Origin of the sequence: Gallibacterium genomosp. 1 (assembly GCF_001678575.1) — a bacterium.
In the GTDB taxonomy this organism is placed as follows: Bacteria; Pseudomonadota; Gammaproteobacteria; order Enterobacterales; family Pasteurellaceae; genus Gallibacterium.
The window spans coordinates 1-23,020 of the sequence record NZ_JTJP01000044.1 but is presented as its reverse complement, the minus strand read 5'-3'; the positions used below and the strand labels follow the sequence as shown (position 1 = coordinate 23,020).

Sequence of the window (23,020 nt, the reverse complement as noted above, 5' to 3'; positions counted from 1 at the left end):
ACAGCAGAAGAAATGGAAAAAAGCTATATTAACAATGTGTAATAATAATATAGAGGAGAATAGTTATGTTTCCAGAATATCGTGATTTGATCAGTGTGTTAAAAAATGAAGATAAACATTTTGCCCGTTTATTTGAAGAGCATAATGAATTGGATCATAAAATTCAGAATATGTTGGAAAAAATTGAATTCGGTACGCCGGAAGAGATAGAAAACTTGAAAAAAATTAAACTTCGTTTGAAAGATGAAATGTACGCTATTTTAAAAGAGTATGATGCGAAAAGAAAATAGTCATATTTAATTAAGCTGAAACCCAGTATTAATGCTGGGTTTCTTTTTTGTTCTTCTCCTAAAATGATTTTTAAATTTTAAGAATAAAAACAAGGCTAAATTTATGTTTAGCCCTGTTTTTCAGTGTCAGTTTTAATTCATTGCAATCCAGTTCGGTAAAGCCAAGGAGATTGCAGGAATGTAAGTAATGGCGATCAAGAATGCTAGCATTAGCATTAACCAAGGTAGTGCTGCTCTGATGACTTGTGGTAGAGTTAAGCCAGTGATAGCAGATGCTACGAATAAGTTAAGTCCGACAGGCGGTGTAATCATACCGATTTCCATATTTACTACCATAATTACTCCGAGGTGGATCGGGTCGATACCGAGTTGAGTCGCAATTGGGAAGAGAATTGGTACTAAAATCAGAATGATAGCGGAAGGTTCCATAAATGCACCGGCAATCAACAGGATAATATTGACGATAATGAGGAATTGCCAAGCGTGCAAATCCATTTCTACCACTAAGGCGGTTAATTGCTGCGGAATCTGTTCGGTTGTTAGGACGTGAGCGAAGAGCATTGCGTTAGCGATAATAAACATCAGCATAATGCTGAGTTTACCGGCTTCCAATAGGACTTTCGGACACTCTTTCAATTTAATATCTTTATAGACAAAAACGGCGACGAAGAAAGAGTAAACCGCTGCTACGGCAGCAGCTTCCGTTGGCGTAAACGCTCCGCTATAGATACCGCCGAGAATAATCACCATCAGGATTAAACCCCATAATGCACGGCGAGCCGCTTTGAACCACTCTTTCACACTGGCACGCGGTAATGCCGGCAAATTTTTAATGCGAGCGATAACATAAATACCGATCATTAAGGCAACACCTAATAATAAGCCGGGCATAACGCCAGCCATAAAGAGTCGACCGACGGATGATTCGGTTGCCGCTGCATAAACCACCATTACCACAGAAGGAGGGATAAGAATACCCAATGTACCTGCATTACAGATAATGCCTGTTCCGAATGCCTGCGGATAACCAGAACGAACCATTCCTGCAATTGCAATGGAGCCGACAGCTGCCACGGTTGCAGGACTTGAGCCGGAAAGTGCGGCGAAAAGCATACAGGAAAGAACAGATGCAATTGCCAATCCACCACGTATGTGTCCAACGGTTGCATTAGCGAAATCGATCAATCGGCGAGCCACGCCACCAGTGGTCATAAATGCACCGGCAAGCAAGAAGAATGGAATTGCTAATAAAGTATAGTGTTCAGAAGTTTCAAAAAGTTTAATCGCAACCGAGCTGATGGAATCCTGGCTGAAGAGAATTATCACAAGAGAACCGGATAATCCTAATGCAACGGAAATTGGCACTCCAATAAACATTAAAAAGAATAAACAGGCAAATAAGAAAACAATAGTCATAAATTACTCCTTATGTGCTTCAGATTCTTGTAGTTTTACTGCATCTTTTGCTTCATCAGCCAAGCCAAGATCATTTTGTTTTCCTTGTAATAAACGGATAAATATCTCAACAAAACGGGCGAAAATCATAATATAACCGATAGGAATAATCAGACCGAGATGCCAAAGTTTGATGCCAAATTGCTGTAGGTCTTCTGCACCGACTTTAGCAATGAGTAAAGCTTGAACCCAATCATAACTCGCAATAAAAATAATCCCTGAATAAATAAGACAAGTAAGACAGGCAAAGATACTGATATAACGTTGCATCGGTGTACTGAATTTTTTTACCAATGCGTCAATACCGATATGTCCGGCAGTACGAACACCATAAGATGCACCGAAAAAGATGAGCATTGCAAAAAATAATTTAGTCAGTGCGACACTCCAAGTCATTTCTTGTGCTACTGTCATACAAAAAGTAGCGATAGGCTCGAAAATAAATTCAAGGCTCGGATAAGCATCGGCTAAATCGTAGAAAGGATTATAAAGATTATTGAACATTACATAGACAAAAGTTACTAATGTCATTAACGCTAGAGAAAAACCGATCATAAATTCTTCGAGTTTTCCCCAGAGATAATTAAAGTGTTGCATAATTGCTCCTTAACCGACTTGAGCGATGAGAGTGCGATAGTCAGTCTATCGCACTTTGAGATTTGAAAATTATTTGTTGTTAGACTCTTCGGCAGCTTTAATTAAATCAGCACCGATAGCATCTTCAAATTTTTTCCAAACAGGGCGCATAGCTTCACGCCACTCTTTTCTTTGTTCAGGAGTTAAAATAGTAATTTCTGTTGTTTTTGCATCAAGAATGCGTTGTTTATCAGCAAGGTTGAATTCGTGAGATTTTTTATTTACATCATCACTAACAATATCCATTACTTCCATCAAACCTTTACGGATATCTTCAGGTAAACCTTCCCAGAATTTGGTGTTTACGATAACCATATAAGAAAGTAAACCATGGTTGGACTCAGTAATGTATTTTTGTACTTCATTGATCTTTTGTGAATAGATATTTGAGTATGGGTTTTCCGCACCGTTTACTACGCCTGTTTGTAAGCCTTGATACATTTCACCGAAAGCCATTTTACGAGGAACAGCTTTTAATTGTTTAAACTGAGCATCAAGTACTTCGGAATTTTGTACACGGAATTTTAATCCGCGTGCATCTTTTGGCAGTACCAATTTTTTGTTGGCGGAAAGTTGTTTTAAGTCATTATTCCAGTAGCCGATACCGGTGATGCCTTTATCTTTCATACTGTTAAGCAGGCTTTTACCGGCTTCGCTTTTTTCAAAACGTTGAACGGCTTCAATATCGTCAAATAGGAACGGTAGATCGAATAATTGGATTTTTGGCGTATATTTATCGAATTTAGCCAAAGATGGCGCAAGCATTTGTACATTATTTAATAATAATGCTTCCATTTCTTTGCCGTCACCGTAAAGAGATGAGTTAGGGTAAACTTCAACCACCACTCTACCGGGAAATTTTTCTTCAGCCATTTTTTTAAACATTAATGCACCTTGACCTTTAGGTGTATCTTCCGCTACCACGTGAGAAAATTTGATCACAATAGGATCAGCAGCCAAGGCATTGAATGATAATAGTGATCCTAATGCAGTAACAGTAGCGAGTATTTTGAACATATTTTGTTTGAATTTCATAAGTTTGATCCTCTTCTTGTGTATGAATGAGATATGTGAATGCACAGATAAGACTATGTAAATGCTAAAATTTAGTAAAGTAGATTTTTTTAAAAAGTTGATCTCTTTCTCAAAAATTTAATAAAAAATTAATAAAAATGTGAGAAAAGTCATATTTGTGTGTGCTTATTGAACAATATTTTGATAAATAATTCTCGAAAAAAGAAAATTAATTCTTTTGAAGTAATTAATGTAATTTTTTCTTAAATTAAAGTGTAAAAAGGAGGATAGGAGTTGAAGGTTTTCAACTCCTATACAATGCTTAATGACAAGATTTTTGTGTTTTAGAAGTAGATCCGCAACGGCAGCAATCTCCACATCCGCTTTGTCGTTTTTTGCGGAAGTTTGCGATAAGGTAGCCGACAGCGCCGATAAATAAAGCTATAACAATTAAATATTGAATCATAATCCTGCTCCTCGTGCGATATGATAAACGATATAAGCAAATAGATAAGCTAATGCGGTTAAATAGCACGTAATTAGTAAAGTCTGCTTAGCTGATTTGGTTTCGCGCTTAATAACGGCAAGCGTTGCCATACACATTGGGGCATAAACGTACCAAGCAAGGAAAGAGAATGCAGTAGCCAAACCCCAGCTATCGCGTATCAATGGAATAAGCATTTGTTGAGCGGCTTCTTCATTGGTTGAACCGACGGCATAGACTGTCCCTAACGCAGCAACTACCACTTCTCTAGCGGCAATGCCGGGTACCATTGCAATACACATTTCCCAAGTAAAGCCTAATGGGCGGAAAATTGGCTCAATTAGATGCCCCAACGCACCAGCAAAACTGTAATCGATTGGTGGTGAAACGGCATTTTCAGGCGCAGCAGGAAAGCTAACAAGCACCCATAAAATGATACTTAATGCGAAGATAATCGTTCCGGCACGTTTTAAAAATGCGCTGACACGTTCCCATAAAGTGATGACAATGTGTCTAAAATTAGGCATACGATAAGTAGGCAACTCCATCAATAATGGAAATTGCTGAATTTTACCTTTATGTTTAGCGAATAATTTTAGAATGAAAGCAATAAAGCCGGCAGAAAGCACTCCAATAGTATATAGTGCGAATAATGTTAAACCTTGTAGATTAAAAATTCCCCAGACTTGTTGATCTGGAATAACTGCTGCAATGATTAAAGTATATACTGGCAATCTTGCAGAACAAGTTAATAGAGGTGCGATTGCTATAGTAACTAAACGCTCTCTTGGGTCGGTAATGGTGCGTGCTGACATAATTGCCGGTACGGCACAAGCAAAACCGGAGAGTAAAGGGATAAAGGAGCGCCCAGATAAACCACTTTTCGCTAAGAAGCTATCTAGTAAATAAGCAGCCCTAGGCAAATATCCGGAATCTTCCAGGATAAGTAACAATGCAAATAAAATCGCAATTTGTGGTAAGAAAACTAGAACACTACTTACACCGGCAACAATACCATCAATCAATAGATCCTTAAGAATACCGTCTGGTAGAACAGATGCTAGCCATTCAGACAAAAGACTAAAACCGGTTTCAATACCATCCATAAATGGAGCAGCCCAAGCGTAAACAGCTTGGAACATTAGTAACATCACGATAATTAGAGTAAGTATGCCCCAAATGGGATGTAAGAAAATATGATCTAGCCTTTGGTGCCAACGCGGCAAAAAATTGATATTGTGTACACTTTGTTCAAGAATATGATCAACTTGTTGGAAAAGTTGTTCACTATCGAGTTGATTTGTAATCTGCTCCAATTGTTGAGATGTTTTTTGATGTGTTGATACTTGTCCGGCAAGTTGTTCCACGGCTTGTTTAATTTTCTGTTGCCCTTTTTTACTCACTGCAACTGTTCCTATGACAGGTACACCTAGTAACTCCGACATTTTATTGGTATCAATTTGCAGTCCGCGTGCATTAGCAATGTCAAACAGATTAATTGAGATCACCATTGGCAAACCAAGTGCTTTTAATTCTAGAGCCATTCGCAGAGTCATTCGCAGATTGGTAGCATCAGCAACGGCAATAATAGCATCCGGAATGTCGCCAAGATGACCTAGTAAAACATTACGAGAAACTTCCTCGTCTGGGCTTGTTGTATGTAAGCTGTAAGTTCCCGGTAGATCGAGAATAGTGATATTAGTGTGTCCGAGTAAAGTTCCTTCACGGCGATCAACCGTTACTCCGGGATAGTTGGCAATTCTAGCATTCGATCCAGTTAAAGCATTAAATAGTACGGTTTTACCACAATTGGGTGGCCCGATTAGGGCAAATTTAAGTTGATTATTCATAGAGTTATTTTAAATAGCAGAGAATCTTTTCTGCTTCTGCTTTACGTAATGAAAATTGAGAGTGATGATCCAAACGAACGACATAAGGCCCACGACCTAATAATCCTTTAGCAATAATGGTAACCGGACGATGGGAGGAAAAACCGAGATCTGCTAAACGCCGGCTAACGGAATTATCTTGGGATCCGAATGCCGGATTGGCGATAATATCTTTAATGTAGGCTTCTTGGTGTTTGGGTAATTGATGAAGAGGACATACTGACATAATGATTTCCTTACTTCTAAAATGGAATAGCCTATTTTAAATCTAAATAAGAAATATTCCTAATAATATTCGTGGCGACATTTTAGCGAACAATGACAGAATAAAATTTGATATATATCAATATTAGTAAGAGAGTAAGAGGGAGGATAAGCTGAAAAAAGGCTTATCCTTTGGTTTAGATAAAAAGTAATATGAAGGATAGATAAATTAATATTCCCAAGTGTCTGGATCTATGCCTTTTTGTCGCATTAATACTTTAGCCTCTTCCGGAATCTCATCGTGACGTTCTTTTAACAAATCTTCATCGGTCGGTAAAGGTTGACCAGTAAAAGCGTGTAAGAATGCCTCACAGAGCAATTCACTATTGGTTGCGTGACGTAAATTGCGAATTTGGCGACGAGTACGCTCGTTAGTGAGTATTTCTAATACTTTAATTGGAATTGATACAGTAATTTTTTTTACCTGTTCACTTTTTTTGCCGTGTTCCGCATAGGGACTAATATATTTCCCATCCCAATCAGCCATAGTTATTTCCTTCAAATCCACACAAGTTGTGGTATTTTAATCAAAATTTATTCTAATGACAATCTAGCCTTAAAGACATCTAGATTTCTTTATTTGATTATATATATTCGTGCTAAAATAGTGCGTCTTTGTATTGATATAGGCGGAGGTTTATGATGCAGCAGGTTGTTCGTCATCAATTACATAAATTTGGCGGTAGTAGTTTAGCAAATGTTGAATGTATCAAAGGCGTTGCTTCGATTATTCAGAATTACAGTAAAGAGAATGATGTTATTGTGGTATCTGCAATTGGTAAAACCACAAATTTATTGATTGAATGGGTGGAAGCTTCACATAAAGATACAGTGGGAGCTAACCGTATTTTGCAGAATCTTCGCCATCAGTATCTGTCAATGGTTAATGCATTACTTATACAGCCGGAGCCGGTTGCTCAAGCCTTCATTGATGATATTCATCAGTTTTCCGCATTGTTAGATAAACCATTCAGTGAAGCGATTTATTCCGAAGTGGTCGGACACGGAGAGATTTGGTCGGCACGGCTGGTTAGCGCTTATCTGAATCAACAAGCTATTCCTTCCATTTTTGTTGATGCCCGTGATTTTATGGTGGCGGAGCGAACCGTTTTACCTAAGGTACAGGTTGCACAAAGCCAGCGTCGATTACAACCTATTTTAGATGCTAATCCCAATAAACGTTTGATTGTTACTGGTTTTATCAGCCGAAATACAAAAGGCGAAACCGTATTATTGGGAAGAAACGGCTCCGATTATTCTGCAACCCAAATAGCAGGGTTAGCTGGTATTGAGAATGTTACTATCTGGAGTGATGTAGCTGGAGTTTATTCTGCGGATCCTCGTCACGTAAAAAATGCTACATTATTGCCACTATTACGTTGGGATGAGGCAAATGAATTGGCACGTCTTGGCGCGCCTGTGCTGCATAGTCGCACACTAGAACCTGTTAAAGAGTTTCAATTAAAATTGCAGTTACGCAGCAGTTTGAAACCCAATGAAGGTACGAGTCGTATTGAACATATTTATTCTTCTTCAGCGCAAGGTAAAATTGTGACATCTCATAACCATATCGGTTGGATCGAATTGGTGATTCCGCAAAATCAAGTGTTAGATAGTTGGAAACAACGTTTGCAATCGTGGTTACAGGAGCATCAGTTGGAACCGTTGGTAGAGCAATTTATTGAGCAATCACGTACACTGCGTTTGATCTATACCAACGAGTATATTGATACGGCATTTATGCAGTTTAAAAAATTGCCATTAATTACTGATTCCATTTCTATTCGCTATGATTTGGCTTTGTTGGCTATTGTGGGGGCTGGAGTATGCCAAAATTCTTTACAAATGTTACGCTTTTCACAAATGCTAAAAACACAGCCGCTAGAATTTGTATGGCAATCTGAAGATAAAATCAGCGTAGTGGCGATTTTGCGTCAAGCCGTGAGTCGAGAATTATTACGCAACGTTCACGATGATCTATTTCGTGCGCATAAAACGGTTGGCTTAGTGGTATTAGGTAAAGGAGAGGTTTCAAAAACCTGGATCAGCCTGTTTAAACAGGAGCAGGAGAAGATCGCGGCACGTAGTCATTTTGATTTTTCTTTAATCGGTTTGGTTTCAAGTCAAAAAGCGTGGTTAGATTACCAAGGTATTTTGGCACATTTAAGTGAAAATAATTGGGATCAACAGTTTGAAGAATATGGTCGAGAATTGGTGCCAGAGGAATTATTGCAATGGTTGAGTCTACATCCGTTTGATGAATTGGTAGTGTTGGATTTTACCAATAGCGATGAGGTGGCGGCACATTATGAAGACTATGCAAAATATGGTTTTCATGTGATTAGTGCCAATAAACGTGCGGCTGCTTTTGATTTAGATAAATATCATCAAATAGAGAACGCTTTTTTGCAATCTGGAAGTTATTGGTTGTATAACGCTACAGTAGGTGGTGGTTTACCTATTAATCCAATCGTACACGACTTGGTAGAGAGCGGCGACACGATTTTGTCGATTGAGGGGACATTTTCCAGTACATTAGCGTGGTTATTTTACCAATATGATGGTTCTGTACCGTTTTCAATGCTATTAGAGCAAGCGTGGCAACAAGGAATGACAGAACGTGATCCGCGAGAAGATTTAAGAGGATTGGATGCGTTGCGTAAGCTATTAATTGTGGCACGTACCGCAGGTTATGATTTAGATCGTTCCGAGATTAAGGTGGAATCTTTGATTACGGAAGATATGATTGATTTGCCATTATCTGACTTTTTTGAAAAATTGGATGAGCTTGAGCCGCTAATTTATGAGCGTTATCACGATGCTGAGGAAGAGCTCGGGGTATTACGTTATGTGGTTCGCTTTTTGGCGAATGGACAGTCAAAAATTGGTTTAGAGGTGTGTAATGCTGATGATCCGATTGCGCGTGCTTTGCCGGGAGAGAATTTATTCTTAATTCGTAGTCTTTGGTATCGTGATAATCCATTGGTGATTCACGGTCCAAGTGCTGGCGTAAAAATGACTGCCGGTGCGATTCAGGCAGATTTAAATCGCTTAGTGAAATTATTGTAGTAAGGAGATCATCACTTGAGCAAGGAAGTATAACTTGCTAAAATTCGTAACGTTTTTATTCTTAGTAATAAACATCAAGTTCGGATGAAGGTAGCTGGAGAGTAGAGAATTAACTCTACGCCGACGAGGTAAACTCTTTCAGGCGCTGTTTTACAGCATGGACTGTTACTGGACGAACCCTTGGAGAGATCCACGTTAAGTGGACGCCGAAGGCGCAAAAAAATCTTAGATTTTTGAAACGCTCAGGCAAAAGGACAGGGGCAGGAAAGATAATCTTTTTTCAAATATCAGTTCTGGATATTTCTTTTTTCTTTTCTACTCCTTGTATTTAGCTTTTTTATTTACGAGGAAGTCAATGAATTTCAATCAAATTTTAGCTGAAATTGACAGCTTTATCTGGGGGCCGCCATTACTCATTTTATTAGCAGGAACCGGTATTTATTTCAGTATTCGCTTAGGTTTTTTACAAATTAAAGCATTACCACGAGCATTAAGATATTTGTTTCAAAAAGGTAATTCCGGTGAGGGCGATGTTTCTGCATTTGCTGCGTTGTGTACCGCACTTTCTGCGACTATCGGTACCGGTAATATTGTTGGTGTTGCTACAGCAATTCAAGCTGGGGGACCCGGAGCGATTTTTTGGATGTGGATTGTTGCTTTTTTTGGCATGGCGACTAAGTATGCGGAATGTCTGTTGGCAGTAAAATATCGTGTGAAAGATAAAAATGGTTTTATGGCTGGTGGGCCGATGTATTACATAGAACGTGGTCTAGGCATAAAATGGTTGGCTAAGTTATTCGCAGTATTTGGTGTGTTGGTTGCTTTTTTCGGTATCGGGACATTTCCACAAGTTAATGCTATTACACATGCTATGCAGGATACTTTCGGTGTATCAACAGTGATTAGTGCTATTGTAATGACGCTGTTGGTGGCGATGATTATTCTTGGAGGCGTTAACCGTATTGCTGTAGTATCTTCATTTATTGTGCCATTTATGGCAGTACTGTATGTTGGTACTTCGCTATTTATTTTATTAATTAATTGGAGTGTTGTGCCACAAGCGTTAGCATTAATTATTGAAAGCGCTTTTAACCCTCAAGCGGCACTAGGTGGAGCAGTTGGTTTTACTGTACTTAAAGCAATTCAGTCAGGAATGGCGAGAGGTATATTCTCTAATGAATCTGGATTGGGAAGCGCACCGATCGCAGCAGCAGCAGCACAAACACAGGAACCGGTACGCCAAGGATTAATTTCAATGACAGGAACTTTTTTTGATACTATCATTGTTTGTACTATGACCGGTCTAGTCATTGTTATCAGTGGTGTTTGGCAATCAGGAGTAGAAGGGGCAGCGGTTACTAATCTTGCTTTTGCTCAAGGTTTAGGAAGCAGTATCGGTGCAACTATTGTGACAATCGGTTTATTGTTCTTCGCTTTTACCACGATGCTTGGCTGGTGTTATTATGGTGAACGTTGTTTTGTTTATTTAATCGGCATTAGGGGTATTAAAATTTTCCGTAGTTGCTTTATTTTACTGATTGCGTGCGGCGCATTTATTAAATTGGATATTATTTGGAGTTTGGCTGATATCGTTAATGGATTAATGGCAATTCCTAATTTAATTGCATTGATTGGCTTGCGCAAAGTGATTATAGCCGAAACACAGGACTATTTTGCTCGTCTGCAAATTTCTGCTAAGGATCGAGATGAAGAGATAGCAGAAAATGGCAAGTTGAGTGAAAGTTATAATTGATGCTAAAAATGCGTGCTTAGCACGCATTTTATTTTCCGATACAGAAAGAGCTGAAGATATTACCAAGTAAATCATCAGAAGTGAATTGTCCGGTGATCTCGCTGAGTGCATTCTGTGCCATTTTCAATTCTTCAGCTAGCAGCTCACCGGCATAGAATTGCGTTAATTGGATATGCCCTTGTTGTAAATGTTGTGCCGCTTGCTTTAATGCCTCTAAATGGCGACGGCGAGCTAAAAATCCTCCTTCGGTAACGGTTTGATAGCCGATACTCTCTTTGAGATGCTCTTTCAGTAATTGGATGCCTTGTTGAGTTTTGGCTGAAAGGGTAATGGTAGTATAACCGTTTTCAGTGCGAATGCCTTCTGCTTCACCGCTAATATCCGCTTTATTACGAATAATTGTAACAGGGATTGATGGTGGCAATCTAGACATAAACTCCGGCCAAATTTTTTCCGGAAGTGTTTCATCCGTTGTCGTACTGTCGAGCATAAATAATACACGATCGGCTTGATCAATTTCTTGCCAAGCACGTTCTATTCCAATACGCTCCACTTCATCCGTAGCTGTACGCAAACCGGCGGTATCAATAATATGCAACGGCATCCCATCCAAGTGAATATGTTCTCGCAATACGTCACGAGTTGTGCCGGCAATATCAGTAACAATGGCAGCATCACGACCAGCTAATGCATTCAACAGGCTTGATTTACCAGCATTCGGACGACCGGCAATCACCACTTTCATCCCTTCTCTAAGTAAAGAGCCTTGTTTCGCTTGAGATTGAACTTCCGCCACTTTGGCTATAATTTGATTTAAATGTGCTTCGATTTTTCCATCGGCAAGAAAATCAATTTCTTCATCCGGAAAATCAATTGCTGCTTCAACATAGGTTCGTAGATAGATCAATTCGTCTACTAATTGGTGAACTTTGGTGGAAAATTCGCCTTGTAGTGATTTTAAAGCTGAACGTGCTGCCTGCTCCGAACTAGCATCAATCAAATCAGCAATTGCTTCAGCCTGAGTTAAATCAATTTTATCGTTTAAAAAAGCCTGTTCTGAAAACTCTCCTGGTCTGGCTAAACGAACACCTTTAATCTGTAGAATGCGTTTTAAGAGCAGATCCAAAATAACCTGCCCGCCGTGACCTTGCAATTCCAAAACATCTTCTCCGGTAAAGGAGTTGGGTGCTTTGAAAAAGAGGGCAATGCCTTGATCAAGTACAGAACCGTCAATGTCTTTAAAAGGAAGATAGTTAGCAAAGCGAGGTTTTAATGTTTTTCCCAACACCTCTTTGGCAACTTGTTCAGAAAGTGGGCCGGAAACCCGCAAAATGCCTACTCCTCCTCGACCAGGAGGGGTTGCTTGAGCGACAATCGTTTCTTTTTCTATCATATTTTTCTCTTGTTTCTATATAAATTTAAGGCATCTTAATTAAGATGCCTTTCTGTTATTTTGGAAATTTATTTATGACGAGAGTGTAATCCTTTTTTCTCTAAGCCCCGATAAATTAGTTGCTGTTGAATAATGGTAATGATGTTAGACACCAACCAATAAAGCACTAAGCCTGAAGGGAACCATAGGAAGAAGAAAGTGAACATCACAGGCATAAACATCATTACTTTTTGTTGCATTGGATCGGCAACAGGAGTTGGTGACATTTTTTGTAATAAGAACATTGATGCTCCCATTAACAATGGCAAAATGTAATATGGATCTTGTGCTGATAAATCCTGAATCCAACCAAAGAATGGTGCATGTCGTAATTCAACCGCTTCTAAGAATGTCCAATATAGTGCGATAAAAATTGGCATTTGCAGCAAAATTGGTAGACATCCACCAAGAGGATTCACTTTTTCTTCTTTATAAAGTTTCATCATTTCTTGGCTCATACGTTGACGATCATCACCGAAACGTTCACGCATTTCTTGAATTTTCGGTTGTAACATACGCATTTTTGCCATTGAAGTATATTGAGCTTTAGTAAGCGGATAAAGAATGGCTTTTACAACAATAGTAACACCTATAATTGCCAAGCCCCAGTTGTGAACAAGGCTTTGAATAAACTGCAATAACCAGAAGAGTGGTTTTGCAATAAACCAAGCCCAACCATAGTCAACAGTTAAATCCAAGTGTGGAGCGACGGTTTCCATTTCATTTTGTAATTTTGGCCCAACCCAAAGTTGGCTGGTAATAGTATCAGTGGCTCCGTTGGCAATGGATGTGATTGGACCGCGATAACCGATGTAAGCGAAATCACCTTGTGTTGAAGTATATAGTTGATTATCGGCATCTTGATTTGGAATCCACGCGGATACGAAATAGTGCTGAAGAATTGCAGCCCAACCTTGTTTAGTTTTAATTGCAAGATTGTCTTTTTGCATATCTTCAAAAGAGTATTTTTTGTAATTGGTTTCTGATGAAGAGTATGCACCACCGGTATAAGTCGGCATTGCAATGTTTCCAGAACTTTCTACTAAAGTATGTTTAAGCTGACCATATGGTTGGACTTGAATAGTTGAACCACTGTTATTGGTTACTTCAAAATTCACTTTTACATCATAACTGTTTCGGTTTAATGTAAAAATTTTGCGGTAGGTAACACCATCTTTGGTAAATGTAAACGGAATGCTAAGTTCATTTTGACCTTCTGCTAAAGTGAAATTATCGCCGTCTACTTGATAATCAGCACGCCCAGCAACAGTATCGCTACCATTGGCACCAATTAGCCCACTTTGAGCAATATAAACGTGTTTTGCTGTATTTTCCAGCAAAGCAAAAGGGGTTTCAGAGTGTAATTCAGCACCATATTTTAATAATTGGGCTTCGACAATATCACCGCCTAAGGTATCAATTTTTAAACGCAAGACATCACTTTGTAAGGTGATGATTTTACCTTGCTGTTGATTGTTATCAATGGTGGTGTTGGCTGCTGTACTGACCGTGGTCGGCACTTCACTCTTATCAACTTGAGTTTGGGTTGCAGTCTGCGCCGGTTGAGGATTGTTGTCTATTTCCCATTGTTGGTAAATCAAAAATGAGATAAAGAGCAAAGCAATTACGAGTAAACTACGTCTTGAATCCATTATTTTTTTCTCTGTGGTTTATGATTATCAATATGTGGCGGTACAGGATCATAGCCTGATGAACCAAAAGGATGACATTTTAATATACGCTTCAGTGTAAGCCAACCCCCTTTTATCACTCCGTGTGTTTGAATTGCTTCAATCCCATACTGAGAACAAGTCGGGGTGAAGCGACAACGCGGACCAATCAATGGGCTGATTGCAAGCTGATAAAAGCGGATTATGCCGATGAAGATTTTTTTGAAAAGCGTAGATGTCGTTGCCATAATTTATCTAACATTTTGAATAACAACGCATTATCTATATCACCAATGCCTTTTCTTGCAATGATAATGAAATCATAATCGGGTAATAAATGTTGTTGTAAACGGAAACTTTCACGACAAATTCGTTTAATACGATTGCGTTGATTGGCACGTTTTACATATTTTTTGGCAACAGTTAAACCTAATCGAGGATGCTGTAAAGTATTGGGACGAGCGATAATGGAAATTTCAGGCAAAGAAGCTCTGAAAGGTTGTTGGAAAACAAAATTAAATTGAGAGGGAGTTAACAAACGTAACTCCCGTGAAAAACCTAGCTTAGACACTCGATAATCAGATTATGCACTTAAACGCGCACGACCTTTAGCGCGACGACGAGCTAAAACTTGGCGACCTTTTTTAGTTGCCATACGAGCACGGAAACCGTGGGTGCGGCTACGTTTTAATACAGAAGGTTGGAAAGTACGTTTCATTTTCTTATCTACCTAATAAATAAAGTTTTAATATCCAAAATGTGAAACTGTTAGCGTGAAGCTGAACAGCACCATTTCATTAAAACAAAAAGTTACAATAAAAAGAGGACGCAATTCTAATCATAATTTTGCTGTTCGTCAAATATTAAAGGTAAAAAAGCAGTTTTTCATTTGCCTCAACGGGTAATTCTATGATTAGAGATTTGAATGACATTAGAAATAAAACTAAAAATTGATCTTTAGTGAAGATCTTAACTTGAGTTTATTGTATGATACACATCGATTTTAAATGAATTCATACAGAATAGATAACCATCAATAGACCAGACCTATGGAACAGCATAGATTTTCTTCTTTATGGCAAAGTTGCCTATTACAATTGCAAGATAAGACTTCCGAGATAGATTTTAGTACTTGGTTACGTCCACTACAGGCGGATATTTCAGATACTACAATGATTTTATATGCTCCGAATCGATTTGTTCGTGATTGGGTTCAGGATAAATATGTATCTCAAATAGAGGAAATTGTTCGTTTTTTAACGGAAAATCCGCAATTTGTTGTGCGTGTTCGAGAGGGAACGCGTCCGGTCAGGGAAGCGACTCAGGTAGCAGAAGAGATGTCTATTACTGTTACTGAAACGAATACGGAGCAAATACAGCCAACGCATAAATTTAAAACCAACCTTAATCCTAAATATGAATTTCATAATTTTGTGCAAGGTAAATCTAATCAACTGGCAAGAGTAGTTGCGCAAAAAGTTGCAGAGAAGATAGGTGATGAAGGCTATAATCCGCTATTTCTTTATGGTGGAACGGGCTTAGGTAAAACACACTTATTGCACGCTATTGGTAACGGTATTTTGAAGAATAAACCGAATGCAAGAGTGGTTTACATTCATTCTGAACGTTTTGTTCAAGAATTAGTAAAAGCATTAAAGTCGGAAACTATTGAAAAATTTAAGAAGTTTTATCGTTCTTTAGATGCATTATTGATTGATGATATTCAATTTTTTGCTGGTAAAGAAGGATCACAGGAGGAGTTTTTCCATACTTTCAACAGTCTATTTGAAGGGGGACGACAGATCATTTTGACATCTGATCGTTATCCTAAAGAGATTGATAAAATAGAGGAACGTTTAAAATCTCGTTTCAATTGGGGATTAAGTGTTGCAATCGAACCACCTGAATTAGAAACAAGGGTGGCAATTTTGTTGAAAAAAGCGGAAGAGAGCAATATTGTTTTACCTGAAGAGGTCGCTTTTTTTATTGGTCAGAAATTACGTACTAATGTGCGTGAATTGGAAGGTGCTTTAAATCGTGTCAGTGCCAATGCAAATTTTACTGGTCAGCCCATTACTATTGATTTTGTACGTGAAACGTTGAAAGATATGCTGGCAGTACACGATCGTTCTGTAACATTAGATAATATTCAACGTGTTGTGGCAGAACGTTATCGCATTAAAGTGGCTGATTTAAAATCAAAAAGTAAAGCACGATCAGTAGTTCGTCCTCGCCAAATGGCAATGGCATTGTCAAAAGAGTTAACAAATCATAGTTTGCCTGAAATCGGTCGTGCTTTTGGTGATCGTGATCATACTACTGTATTACACGCTTGTCGGAAAATTGCTGAATTGCGTGATTCAGACAATAATATCAGTGAAGATTATTCAAATCTTATTAGAACGTTATCAACTTAAAGGCGGGCATTATGCAATTTATTGTCGCAAGAGAAAATTTATTAAAACCTTTACAGCAGGTGTGTGGAGTGTTGAATAATCGTCCATCTTTACCTGTGTTAAATAATATTTTAGTTCAGATAGACGGTGATCGTTTAACCTTAACTGGTTCTGATCTTGAGGTTGAGCTTTCCACTTTTGTGCAATTAGTGTCATCCAGTGAAAACGGAACATTTACCATTCCTGCACGTAAATTTTTGGATATTTGTCGTTCCTTAAATGAAGATGCTCAAATTACTGTGAATTACGAAAATGATCGTGTTTTGGTTACGGCTGAACGCAGTAAATTTAACTTGGCAACGTTGCCAGCGGAGAGTTATCCAAATTTAACACAATTAGATTTTGATGTTGAATTAAATATTGAGCAATCTGTATTACGCCGTGTGATGGAAGCCACTCAATTCTCAATGGCAAATCAGGATGCTCGTTATTTTTTAAATGGAATGAAGTTTGAAACTGAAAATAATGTATTAAGAACAGTGGCAACTGATGGACATCGATTAGCAGTTTGTGGTATTCAATTGCAACAGGGAGTTCCTGATTATGCGATTATTGTGCCGCGTAAAGGTGTAATTGAATTGATGCGTTTGCTTGATAGTAATAGTGAGAATGCTTATATCCGAATGGGGCAAAGTAATATCCAAGTACACCTCAATAATGTGATTTTTACCTCAAAATTGATTGACGGACGTTTTCCTGATTATCGCCGTGTCTTGCCGAAAAATGCGGATCGAATTTTGGAAGTGGATTGGAATTCATTAAAACAGGCGTGTGTTCGTGCAGCTATTTTATCTAATGAACGTTTTCGTGGAGTGCGTTTGATTATTGAAGCTAATCAGCTAAAAATTTTAGCGCAGAATCCAGATCAGGAAGAAGCTGAAGAAGTTATTGATGTGAATTATCAAGGCGAACCAATGGAAGTCGGTTTTAATGTTAGCTATATTTTGGATGTGTTGAATGCGTTGAAATGCCAGTCAGTAAGAATGCGTTTAACCGATGCAACTTCAAGTTGCTTAATTGAAGATTGTGAACAGAGTAATGCCGAATATGTGATTATGCCGATGCGTTTATAGTTATGGCTTTATCTCAACTCAATATTCAACATTTTAGAAATATTAAAGCCGTGAATTTAGCCTTAAATTCAGGCTTTAATTTTTTGATTGGGCATAACGGCAGCGGTAAAACCAGCCTGTTGGAAGCTATCTATTTTCTTGGACATGGGCGTTCGTTTAAAAGCTCGGTAGTGAATCGTATTATTCAATACGATCAACCTGAATTTACTCTATTTGCTAAAGTAGAACAACAGCAACAAGCGTGGACATTGGGTTTACAGAAAACACGGCAAGGTGAAAATATTATTCGGATTAATGGTAAAGATGGTCATAAGATTTCCGAACTTGCCCATTTATTACCAATGCAGCTTATTACACCGGAAGGGTTAACGTTGATTAATGGTGGGCCGAGTTATCGACGTGCTTTTCTTGATTGGGGCTTATTTCATCTTGAACCTCAATTTCATTATCAATGGTCAGCGATGAATCGTTTGTTAAAGCAACGTAATGCAGCATTGCAACAAACGGAAGATTATGCATTGTTAAAAATTTGGGATCAGTCATTATGTCAACTAGCACAACAAATTAGTGACTGGCGACAACATTATGCGGACGAACTGAAGAAGGAAATTACACAGACTTGTCGATTATTTTTGCCAGAAGTGGAAATAGATGTTCACTTTTATCAAGGTTGGAATAAAGAGAGCGACTATGCTGATATTTTAATTGAAAATTTTCAACGCGATAGAAGCCTCGGTTATACGATGTCCGGTCCACAACGTGCTGATTTTAAATTTAAGGCGAATGGAATGCCGGCAGAAGATATCCTTTCAAGAGGACAATTAAAATTGTTAATGTGTGCGTTGCGATTAGCACAGGGAGAGCATTTAATGCGGAAGCAGCAACGACACTGTATTTTTTTAATTGATGATTTTGCTTCGGAACTTGATCCGAATAAACGGGCTTTATTGGCACAACGCTTAAAAGAGAGCCATTCTCAGGTGATTATTACAGCTATTACTGTAGAACAATTACAGCAACCTTATTGGCAGGAAGGGAGTAGATTTCAATTATTGAATGGGGAATTATCGCCTTTAGAATAATTCCCCAAGCGGAATATTAACTGCGCAGCTTTGCTAACAATTGTTTGCACTGTTGATCTAACGGTGCAGCAATAACCATTTGTTCACCACTTTTTGGGTGGGTAAAACGGATACTTGCGGCGTGTAGAAAAAGACGTTGCAATCCGAGCGATGCCAATTGTTGATCAAACTCTTTACTGCCATACTTAGTGTCGAACGCAATTGGATGCCCAGCATATTGCGTATGAACACGAATTTGATGAGTTCTGCCGGTCACCGGTGAGGCTTTTACTAAGGTTGCGATTTTAAAACGTTCTTCAACCTTAAATCTTGTTTCCGAAGGTTTTCCTTGATCACTTACTTTTACTATCCGCTCACCACTGGATAATTCATTTTTTAATAAAGGTGCTTTGACAACTTTACAATGCGATTGCCATTCGCCACGTACTAATGCTAAATAATCTTTTTGTATTGTTTTTTCACGAAGTTGTTCGTGCAAATTGCGCAAAGCGGAGCGTTTCTTAGCGACTAATAAAATACCAGAAGTATCCCGATCTAAACGGTGTACTAACTCTAAAAATTTGGCTTGAGGACGCAAAGCACGAAGTGCTTCAATAACACCGAAACTTAGACCGCTACCACCGTGTACAGCAATACCCGAAGGTTTATTGATAATTAATAGTTGATCATCTTCAAATAAAATTTGTTGTTCCAGCGTATTTACCTTATTTAATTTTGTTGAAATCGGTGCATTATTACTCTTTTCACTAATGCGTACTGGAGGAATACGGATAATATCTCCAACTTGCAATTTATATTCAGGCTTAATTCTACCTTTATTAACACGCACCTCGCCTTTGCGAATAATACGATAAATTAAGCTTTTTGGTACGCCTTTTAATTTGGTAAGCAGATAATTATCAATGCGTTGCAGCTCTTCCCCCGCTTCAATGGTAATAAGTTGTACAGAGGCATTAACCACTTTGTCTTCGGATTTATTCATAAGTACTCTAATCTTAAAATTTGTGCGTATCATATCATTAAGCGTTTTAAGTTGCGAAAATATTCTGTTGAGCTGTAGTTAATTGCACTATCTTTAGCTTTCCAAAAGTCAGAGAAAATGGAATAATAGAGAGCATTTTTGTAAATCAGATGCTACTGAATTTTTGTAGTTGTATTTGCAAAGAGTTGTCGAATAAAACAGATTTTTTGGTGCTGCGGTAGGCGTAAGACGCCAATATTGTTGATGTTATACAGAACACGATTCAATAAATTCAACAGAAGTCAGTCGGTAAGTGATATAGACCAATGATTGCCGGTTGGTATTCTATGCAAATAATGAGAGTCGAGAGATTGGCATAACCTGCAACGACAGAATAAAGTGTTGGTATAACATCGTATTGATAAAGCTATAACAAGAATAGAGAAATAACGATGAAAAGAATGTTAATTAACGCCACGCAAAAAGAAGAGTTGCGTGTCGCTTTAGTTGATGGTCAGCGACTGTTTGACCTAGATATTGAATCACCTGGACACGAACAAAAGAAAGCTAATATCTATAAGGGGAGAATTACTCGTGTTGAACCTAGTTTAGAAGCTGCATTTGTTGATTATGGTGCAGAAAGGCACGGTTTCCTTCCTCTCAAAGAAATTGCTCGAGAATATTTTCCGGAAGGTTATGTTTATCAAGGAAGACCGAATATTCGTGATATTTTGCAGGAAGGGCAGGAAGTTATTGTTCAAGTCAGTAAAGAAGAGCGAGGAAATAAAGGCGCAGCTTTAACGACTTTTGTATCTTTGGCGGGTAGTTATTTGGTGATTATGCCGAATAATCCACGAGCCGGTGGTATTTCTCGTCGTATTGAAGGTGATGAGCGTTTAGAACTTAAAGAATCACTGAGTTCTTTAGAAGTACCGGAAGGTGTCGGGCTTATCGTCCGTACTGCTGGAGTGGGGCGTTCTCCAGAAGAGTTGCAATGGGATTTGCACGTGCTGCTTCATCATTGGGAAGCCATTAAACAGGCTTCGGAATCTCGTCCTGCACCGTTCTTGATCCATCAGGAAAGTGATGTCATTGTGCGTGCGATTCGTGATTACTTGCGTCGTGATATTGGTGAAATTTTAATTGATAGCCGTAAGGTTTTCGATAAAGTTAAAGAACATATTAAATTGGTTCGTCCTGATTTTATTAATCGTGTCAAACTTTATCAGGGTGAAGTGCCTTTATTTAGTCATTTCCAGATTGAGTCTCAAATTGAATCAGCATTCCAACGAGAAGTACAATTGCCTTCAGGCGGTTCCATTGTTATTGATGTAACAGAGGCATTGACAGCAATTGATATTAATTCTGCCCGTTCTACTCGAGGTGGAGATATTGAAGAAACAGCATTGAATACAAACTTGGAAGCAGCCGATGAGATCGCACGTCAGTTGCGTTTGCGTGATTTAGGTGGCTTAATTGTTATTGACTTCATTGATATGACACCGGCTCGTCATCAACGTGAAGTGGAAAATAGAATGCGTGAGGCAGTGCGCCAAGATCGTGCCAGAATCCAAATTAGCCGTATTTCTCGTTTTGGATTATTGGAAATGTCTCGTCAGCGTTTAAGCCCTTCGCTTAATGAATCGACACATCATATTTGTCCTCGTTGTCAGGGTACAGGTAAAGTGCGTGATAATGAATCATTGTCACTTTCCATTTTGCGTTTGTTGGAAGAGGAAGCGTTAAAAGAACATACTAAACAGGTGCATACAATTGTACCGGTAAAAATTGCAACTTATTTGTTAAACGAAAAACGTAAAGCAATTACTGATATCGAAAAACGCCACAATGTTCAAATTGTTGTAGTGCCTCACGAACAAATGGAAACCCCTCATTTCTCGGTGTTCCGCTTGCGTGATGGGGAAGATAATCACACTTTAAGTTATAACTTGGCGAAACTTCACGATATTCAAGAAGATGCAGATAGTGAAGAATCATTGCTCAATCGTACAATTGATCTTTCCAATAGTACGACAGCTAATCCGGCAGCTGAAGTGGCTGCGGTGGAGATTACTATTTCTGAGCCGGCACCATTAGTGAAAAAAGAAGAAATTAAAGATTCTTTATTAGCACGCATATGGAAAAAATTAAAAGCGTTTTTTGCTGATAATACGCAAGAGGAAAAAGAGAAACAGAATCGAAGCCGTACTGGTAATAAACGCCATCGTCGTAGTGATAAAGAGAATAATCGTCAGAAAGACAGACGTAATGAAGAGCGTCGAGCAAAAGATTCTGCTAATGTTGCAAATAAAGAAGATCTTAAGCGCACAAAACGGGCTAACCGCAAGGTGGCGGAAGATCTGAATGAATCTGTTTCTGTCACGAAGAAAGTGGATGAAGCAAAGGAAAGCAGTAAAGAACAGCAGGTAGCTTCGCGTCGTCAACGCCGTGATTTACGTAAGAAAGTTCGTTTATCTGAAAATAATCTGCAGCTTAATGCTAATAGAGAAGGAAATAGTGTTGAAAAAACGGTTGAATCGGAGGATGTTTCTCAAGTTTCTATTGAAAAAATGGAAATAAACAATGTCACTGAGGTTGTTAAGGAAAATAGTGGCGTAACAACAGTTATACAAGAAAAAAATGAGCAGATACAAGATGATAAGCAAAAAATACAATCTCAGCTTTTAGAAGAAAAGAGTGAAACGGTAGCGGAAAATGCCCATACAGAGGATGCGGAAGAGAATGAAATCTGTCATCGTGAAAATAATCGTACCCGTCGTTTACCGCGTCATTTACGAATGAACAGTCGCAGACGTCGTCATTATCAAGAAACTGTTTCCCCAATGCCATTGTTTATGGCGGTAGCCTCACCGGAATTAGCAAGTGGAAAAATTCATTTACCATTTGTGAACCGCATAGAAAAAGAGAAAAATAATAACTTTGTTTCTGTTGATGAAATGCTTGAACAGCAAAAACAACATAAAAATGACACTTTAGTACCAGTAATTTCAGCAGTGGAGAGTAGAGAAAGCAACCCTCGTCCGTTGGAAGCTGTGTTGACAATGGAAGCGAACGGTAAGGAAGCAAAATCAAAACCAAACAGCAGCATTAATCAAGCGATGCAAGCCGAACAAGCAGCAGTTCGATATGGGGCAATGGAGCAATCATCTGCTGTTTCAGAGGAGAAAAAAGAAGATAAGATAAAGCCTTATTTGTCTGATTATCGATTTGATGGTCGTTTGGGTACATTTTCAGCGGTACATCATATTAAGGCAGAGATGACATTAGCGCAGGCTGATGAGTTGCCAATGATGCTATTAAATATTGTTGAATGGAAAGGTTCACGTTATAGCTTTAGAGGTCGTGGCGCAGCAGGCTATCATACTGCTATTGATCACGCTACTGTGGAGCCGACACAAGCAAAAGCTGAATAGATAATCAGAAAAATCATAGAGCCATACAAGTTTGTGATCTGATCCCGAAAAGTTGGAC

At 38.6% G+C, this 23,020-nt stretch carries 20 protein-coding genes and 1 riboswitch; of the genes, 7 read left to right on the top strand and 13 right to left on the bottom strand.

Annotation, left to right across the window (positions count from 1 at the left end; all coding sequences use genetic code 11):
* Positions 1–65 precede the first annotated feature (65 nt).
* Positions 66–290 (top strand): YdcH family protein, encoded by a 225-nt coding sequence (locus QV04_RS08415; RefSeq protein WP_039170983.1) that lies wholly within the window; start codon positions 66–68, stop codon positions 288–290.
* Positions 291–422: 132 nt separating this feature from the next.
* Here QV04_RS08415 and QV04_RS08410 read toward each other — a convergent pair whose 3' ends face one another.
* The 7 genes from QV04_RS08410 to metJ all read right to left on the bottom strand — a co-directional run bounded on the left by QV04_RS08410 (position 423) and on the right by metJ (position 6,519).
* On the bottom strand, positions 423–1,706 hold the full coding sequence (locus tag QV04_RS08410; RefSeq protein ID WP_039135164.1) for a TRAP transporter large permease: 1,284 nt from the start codon (positions 1,704–1,706) through the stop codon (positions 423–425).
* 3 nt (positions 1,707–1,709) lie between these two features.
* Complete coding sequence (locus QV04_RS08405; RefSeq protein ID WP_013745672.1) at positions 1,710–2,342, bottom strand: TRAP transporter small permease; 633 nt, start codon at positions 2,340–2,342, stop codon at positions 1,710–1,712.
* Between the two features lie 69 nt (positions 2,343–2,411).
* A complete protein-coding gene (locus QV04_RS08400) occupies positions 2,412–3,398 on the bottom strand; it encodes a TRAP transporter substrate-binding protein (RefSeq protein WP_197494818.1) in 987 nt (328 codons plus the stop codon).
* Positions 3,399–3,717: 319 nt separating this feature from the next.
* Complete coding sequence (locus QV04_RS11345; RefSeq protein WP_081964318.1) at positions 3,718–3,861, bottom strand: FeoB-associated Cys-rich membrane protein; 144 nt, start codon at positions 3,859–3,861, stop codon at positions 3,718–3,720.
* The gene (gene feoB / locus QV04_RS08395) at positions 3,858–5,729 is read right to left on the bottom strand and encodes a ferrous iron transport protein B (RefSeq protein ID WP_065231644.1); all 1,872 of its coding nucleotides are present in this window, start codon (positions 5,727–5,729) and stop codon (positions 3,858–3,860) included. The genes QV04_RS11345 and feoB overlap by 4 nt, the downstream gene beginning before the upstream one ends.
* A 4-nt stretch (positions 5,730–5,733) precedes the next feature.
* Positions 5,734–5,994, bottom strand: a complete 261-nt coding sequence (locus QV04_RS08390; RefSeq protein ID WP_039135174.1) for a FeoA family protein — start codon at positions 5,992–5,994, stop codon at positions 5,734–5,736.
* A gap of 207 nt (positions 5,995–6,201) precedes the next feature.
* Entirely contained in the window at positions 6,202–6,519 is a 318-nt protein-coding gene (metJ, locus tag QV04_RS08385; RefSeq protein WP_039135177.1) for a met regulon transcriptional regulator MetJ, read from the bottom strand.
* 152 nt (positions 6,520–6,671) lie between these two features.
* Here metJ and metL point away from each other — a divergent pair, with 152 nt between their 5' ends.
* Complete coding sequence (metL, locus tag QV04_RS08380; RefSeq protein WP_065231645.1) at positions 6,672–9,101, top strand: bifunctional aspartate kinase/homoserine dehydrogenase II; 2,430 nt, start codon at positions 6,672–6,674, stop codon at positions 9,099–9,101.
* A 170-nt stretch (positions 9,102–9,271) separates the two neighbouring features.
* Positions 9,272–9,369, top strand: a riboswitch (glycine riboswitch).
* 87 nt (positions 9,370–9,456) lie between these two features.
* Positions 9,457–10,854, top strand: coding sequence for an alanine/glycine:cation symporter family protein (locus QV04_RS08375; protein WP_065231646.1), 1,398 nt, complete (start codon positions 9,457–9,459; stop codon positions 10,852–10,854).
* 28 nt (positions 10,855–10,882) lie between these two features.
* Here QV04_RS08375 and mnmE read toward each other — a convergent pair whose 3' ends face one another.
* From mnmE to rpmH, 5 genes are all read right to left on the bottom strand, one after another.
* Entirely contained in the window at positions 10,883–12,244 is a 1,362-nt protein-coding gene (gene mnmE / locus QV04_RS08370; protein ID WP_197494817.1) for a tRNA uridine-5-carboxymethylaminomethyl(34) synthesis GTPase MnmE, read from the bottom strand.
* 71 nt (positions 12,245–12,315) lie between these two features.
* Entirely contained in the window at positions 12,316–13,938 is a 1,623-nt protein-coding gene (gene yidC, locus QV04_RS08365) for a membrane protein insertase YidC (protein ID WP_039135188.1), read from the bottom strand.
* The gene (yidD, locus tag QV04_RS11340) at positions 13,938–14,204 is read right to left on the bottom strand and encodes a membrane protein insertion efficiency factor YidD (RefSeq protein ID WP_018346328.1); all 267 of its coding nucleotides are present in this window, start codon (positions 14,202–14,204) and stop codon (positions 13,938–13,940) included. The genes yidC and yidD overlap by 1 nt, the downstream gene beginning before the upstream one ends.
* Positions 14,159–14,527: a ribonuclease P protein component gene (rnpA, locus tag QV04_RS08360; RefSeq protein WP_080558794.1), complete on the bottom strand. Its 369-nt coding sequence runs from the start codon at positions 14,525–14,527 to the stop codon at positions 14,159–14,161. The genes yidD and rnpA overlap by 46 nt, the downstream gene beginning before the upstream one ends.
* A 12-nt stretch (positions 14,528–14,539) precedes the next feature.
* A complete protein-coding gene (rpmH, locus tag QV04_RS08355; protein WP_013745661.1) occupies positions 14,540–14,674 on the bottom strand; it encodes a 50S ribosomal protein L34 in 135 nt (44 codons plus the stop codon).
* Between the two features lie 331 nt (positions 14,675–15,005).
* On the opposite strand from rpmH, the gene dnaA reads away from it, so the two are divergent.
* From dnaA to recF, 3 genes are read left to right on the top strand one after another with little or no spacing between them, the layout of a single operon-like run.
* Positions 15,006–16,373 carry a chromosomal replication initiator protein DnaA gene (gene dnaA / locus QV04_RS08350; protein WP_039135194.1) on the top strand — a complete coding sequence of 456 codons (1,368 nt, stop codon included), beginning with the start codon at positions 15,006–15,008 and terminating at the stop codon, positions 16,371–16,373.
* An 11-nt stretch (positions 16,374–16,384) separates the two neighbouring features.
* Positions 16,385–17,485 carry a DNA polymerase III subunit beta gene (gene dnaN / locus QV04_RS08345; protein WP_039135195.1) on the top strand — a complete coding sequence of 367 codons (1,101 nt, stop codon included), beginning with the start codon at positions 16,385–16,387 and terminating at the stop codon, positions 17,483–17,485.
* A gap of 2 nt (positions 17,486–17,487) precedes the next feature.
* Entirely contained in the window at positions 17,488–18,567 is a 1,080-nt protein-coding gene (recF, locus tag QV04_RS08340; protein WP_039170997.1) for a DNA replication/repair protein RecF, read from the top strand.
* 16 nt (positions 18,568–18,583) lie between these two features.
* On the opposite strand, the gene rluC is transcribed toward recF, so the two are convergent.
* A complete protein-coding gene (gene rluC, locus QV04_RS08335; RefSeq protein WP_065233388.1) occupies positions 18,584–19,549 on the bottom strand; it encodes a 23S rRNA pseudouridine(955/2504/2580) synthase RluC in 966 nt (321 codons plus the stop codon).
* 431 nt (positions 19,550–19,980) lie between these two features.
* On the opposite strand from rluC, the gene rne reads away from it, so the two are divergent.
* Positions 19,981–22,962: a ribonuclease E gene (rne, locus tag QV04_RS08330; protein ID WP_065233387.1), complete on the top strand. Its 2,982-nt coding sequence runs from the start codon at positions 19,981–19,983 to the stop codon at positions 22,960–22,962.
* Positions 22,963–23,020: the final 58 nt, after the last annotated feature.

Excerpts from the sequence above, each read along its gene's own strand:
- QV04_RS08415 (WP_039170983.1), top strand. The coding sequence starts at position 66 with ATGTTTCCAGAATATCGTGATTTGATCAGTGTGTTAAAAAATGAAGAT.
- QV04_RS08410 (WP_039135164.1), bottom strand. The coding sequence starts at position 1,706 with ATGACTATTGTTTTCTTATTTGCCTGTTTATTCTTTTTAATGTTTATT.
- QV04_RS08405 (WP_013745672.1), bottom strand. The coding sequence starts at position 2,342 with ATGCAACACTTTAATTATCTCTGGGGAAAACTCGAAGAATTTATGATC.
- QV04_RS08400 (WP_197494818.1), bottom strand. The coding sequence starts at position 3,398 with ATGTTCAAAATACTCGCTACTGTTACTGCATTAGGATCACTATTATCA.
- QV04_RS11345 (WP_081964318.1), bottom strand. The coding sequence starts at position 3,861 with ATGATTCAATATTTAATTGTTATAGCTTTATTTATCGGCGCTGTCGGC.
- feoB (WP_065231644.1), bottom strand. The coding sequence starts at position 5,729 with ATGAATAATCAACTTAAATTTGCCCTAATCGGGCCACCCAATTGTGGT.
- QV04_RS08390 (WP_039135174.1), bottom strand. The coding sequence starts at position 5,994 with ATGTCAGTATGTCCTCTTCATCAATTACCCAAACACCAAGAAGCCTAC.
- metJ (WP_039135177.1), bottom strand. The coding sequence starts at position 6,519 with ATGGCTGATTGGGATGGGAAATATATTAGTCCCTATGCGGAACACGGC.
- metL (WP_065231645.1), top strand. The coding sequence starts at position 6,672 with ATGATGCAGCAGGTTGTTCGTCATCAATTACATAAATTTGGCGGTAGT.
- QV04_RS08375 (WP_065231646.1), top strand. The coding sequence starts at position 9,457 with ATGAATTTCAATCAAATTTTAGCTGAAATTGACAGCTTTATCTGGGGG.
- yidC (WP_039135188.1), bottom strand. The coding sequence starts at position 13,938 with ATGGATTCAAGACGTAGTTTACTCGTAATTGCTTTGCTCTTTATCTCA.
- yidD (WP_018346328.1), bottom strand. The coding sequence starts at position 14,204 with ATGGCAACGACATCTACGCTTTTCAAAAAAATCTTCATCGGCATAATC.
- rpmH (WP_013745661.1), bottom strand. The coding sequence starts at position 14,674 with ATGAAACGTACTTTCCAACCTTCTGTATTAAAACGTAGCCGCACCCAC.
- dnaA (WP_039135194.1), top strand. The coding sequence starts at position 15,006 with ATGGAACAGCATAGATTTTCTTCTTTATGGCAAAGTTGCCTATTACAA.
- dnaN (WP_039135195.1), top strand. The coding sequence starts at position 16,385 with ATGCAATTTATTGTCGCAAGAGAAAATTTATTAAAACCTTTACAGCAG.
- recF (WP_039170997.1), top strand. The coding sequence starts at position 17,488 with ATGGCTTTATCTCAACTCAATATTCAACATTTTAGAAATATTAAAGCC.
- rluC (WP_065233388.1), bottom strand. The coding sequence starts at position 19,549 with ATGAATAAATCCGAAGACAAAGTGGTTAATGCCTCTGTACAACTTATT.
- rne (WP_065233387.1), top strand. The coding sequence starts at position 19,981 with ATGAAAAGAATGTTAATTAACGCCACGCAAAAAGAAGAGTTGCGTGTC.